2 protein-coding genes and 1 pseudogene are annotated in these 2,726 nt (G+C 62.5%); 2 read left to right on the top strand and 1 reads right to left on the bottom strand.

Annotated features, from left to right (window positions below):
- Positions 1–217: pseudogene (locus EOA86_RS29690) on the top strand (ribonuclease); the annotation flags it as partial.
- Positions 218–238: 21 nt separating this feature from the next.
- On the opposite strand, the gene EOA86_RS29695 reads toward EOA86_RS29690, so the two are convergent.
- Positions 239–1,534, bottom strand: a complete 1,296-nt coding sequence (locus tag EOA86_RS29695) for a GGDEF domain-containing protein (protein ID WP_128344902.1) — start codon at positions 1,532–1,534, stop codon at positions 239–241.
- 262 nt (positions 1,535–1,796) lie between these two features.
- On the opposite strand from EOA86_RS29695, the gene EOA86_RS29700 reads away from it, so the two are divergent.
- The coding region (locus tag EOA86_RS29700) for an ATP-binding cassette domain-containing protein (protein WP_128344903.1) at positions 1,797–2,726 on the top strand (930 nt) is incomplete at its 3' end.

Raw genomic sequence — 2,726 nt, forward strand, 5'->3', positions numbered from 1 at the left:
CTTCGATAGTGCTTTCGGTCCCGGCGCGGGCGAGCGGGTTCGCGTCTCCTGTCTGAACGACCATTCGAGCGGCAGGCGGCTGATCGGCGAACTGACACTCGGCCTGGCCGGCCCGATCGGTCCGAACTCTTCGCTCAGTGAGCTGTTGCTGGCATCGGTGCCGACGAACAATGCCGGCTGTCCGAAAGGCACCGTCGATCCGATCGAGTTCCAGTGACACGCCGAGCCGGTCTGGATGCTATGCGCCGATGCCGCGTCCTGATCTGGTCCACGCGGTGAGGCTGTCAGCCTCGTGGCCGCCCGGTTCGCCGACGACTCGGTCGCGTCCGGTCGATTTGGCTTTGTAGAGGCGCTGATCGGCCAGCGCAAAAACATCGGCAAGGCAGCGGGTTGTCTCGCTGACAGTGGAGATGCCGGCGCTGACGGTGATGTCGAACCGGCTCGTGTTTGCGGATGCCTTGACCGCGTGCCTGATGCTTTCGCCAAGCAGCCTGGCGACCGAATGCGAACGTGAGCAGAGGATGGCGAATTCCTCGCCGCCAATTCTGAACACCTGATCCTCTGGACCGACAATCTCGCCAAGCAGGGCGGCGACGGATTTCAGCACCTTGTCGCCCTCGGCGTGGCCGAAGCGGTCGTTGATCGATTTGAAGTGGTCGACATCGATGACCAAGAGGCTGAGCGGCTTGGCCGTCCGCAGGCTGGCCGCAACAGCGGCTTCGCCGTCGCTGTCGAAGCGTCCTCTGTGCAGCAGACCGGTGAGGCCGTCGCGGCCGACATGCTCGACCAGCGCCTCATAGCGCTCGCGATAGGTCAACGTGTCGAAGATGTCGGATAGTCCACGCGGCGCCGGGATCTGCCGCGCCTCGAACCATCTGATATAAGCGACCAGCATGATGCTGTAGGCAAGCGCCGCCCCCATCTTGGCGAACCAGCCGCCGAAGAAAACCGCGATCGGCGCACCGGTGACGAAGTGCAGCGCGGTGAAAAATCCAGTCTGGTCGAAAGTGAGCACGCAAGCGACGGAGATCAGGATGCGAGAGAACAGCGCCTTGCGCAGATAACGCCCGAGCTTTTCGTAAAGCAGGATGATCAGGATGGCGTCGAGGAAGAGCAGCGTCGTGCCCCACACCATCAGCCAGCCCATCTGGTCGATGAAGCCGATGTCGGGACGTCTGCCGTTGGGAAGCGCTGCGAGCTCGTGCAGGCGCAGGACCAGCACAAGCCCGATCATCAGGGCATTGCCGAGCAGCAGGCCGTAGATCGGCTGCCGGACGGTTGCCGCGTCCTCCTTGATGTAGAGCAGCAGCAGCATCACCAGCTTGCCGGAAAACAGCACCGCGGACCCGGGCGAAACCATGCCGAACGGCAGCGCGACATAGAAGACGCTGGCGAGGTAGGTTTCGAGAAAATGCATGACGCCGAGGGCGCAGACAAACACGCCGAGGCCGATGCGGTGCCTGAAACGGAAAAGCGTGACCATGACGCCGAAGTAGAGAACCGCTTCGGCAAGGAGCAGGAAACTGTTCAGCAACGCCGTCGATCCGATCTTTCTCTGCAGAAATCGCGGCTTGCCGGCGATTCCCCATCCAACACCTTTCTGACGCGGAATGGTTAACCGCAGATTTCGCCGGATTGTCCAGCGAACCGAAAGCGGCGCCAGTTCAATGAGCGTCTTCGGCCCGAATGCAGGCGTGAGGCGCCAAAACAGTTTGCCGTTCGGCGCGGCATCGCCTACATAGCGCCCAACTTCCATTCAATCCGACATTACAGTCGACTTTTCAGGGAAAGCGCGCGTGGCACGCCAGTTCATCTATCACATGGCCGGCCTCAACAAGGCCTATGGCACCAAGAAGGTGCTCGAGAACATCCACCTCTCCTTCTACCCGGACGCGAAGATCGGCATCCTCGGGCCGAACGGCGCGGGCAAGTCGACCATCCTCAAGATCATGGCCGGCATCGACAAGGAGTGGAGCGGCGAGGCGTGGCTGGCCGAAGGCGCCACCGTCGGCTACCTGGCGCAAGAGCCGGCACTCGATCCGAGCAAGACTGTGTTCGAGAACGTCATGGAAGGCGTCGCCGCCAAGACCGCGATCATCGAGCGCTACAACGAATTGATGATGAACTATTCCGACGAGACGGCCGACGAGTCGGCCAAGCTCCAGGACGAGATGGACCGGCTGAACCTGTGGGATCTCGAACAGCAGGTCGAAATGGCGATGGAAGCGCTGGGCTGCCCGCCCAAGGAAGCCGACGTCACCAAGCTGTCGGGCGGCGAGCGGCGGCGCGTCGCGCTATGCCAGCTCCTGCTGCGCCAGCCCGACCTCTTGCTGCTCGACGAGCCGACCAACCATCTCGACGCCGAGACGACGGCCTGGCTGGAAAAGCATCTGCGCGCCTATCCGGGCGCGGTGATGATCATCACCCACGATCGCTACTTCCTCGACAATGTCACCGGCTGGATCCTGGAGCTCGATCGCGGCCGTGGTATTCCCTATGAGGGCAACTACACCAAATATCTCGAAGCCAAAGCCAAGCGGCTCAAGCAGGAAGGCCGCGAGGACGACGCGCGCCAGCGGGCGATCGGCCGCGAGCGCGAGTGGATCCAGTCCAGCCCAAAAGCCCGGCAGACCAAGTCGAAAGCGCGCATCCAGGCGTTCCAGGATCTGCTGGATGCGGCCGACAAGCGGCGCCCGACCGACTCGCAGATTGTCATTCCGCATGGC

Source organism: Mesorhizobium sp. M5C.F.Ca.IN.020.32.2.1 (assembly GCF_004023105.1).
In the GTDB taxonomy this organism is placed as follows: Bacteria; Pseudomonadota; Alphaproteobacteria; order Rhizobiales; family Rhizobiaceae; genus Mesorhizobium; species Mesorhizobium wenxiniae.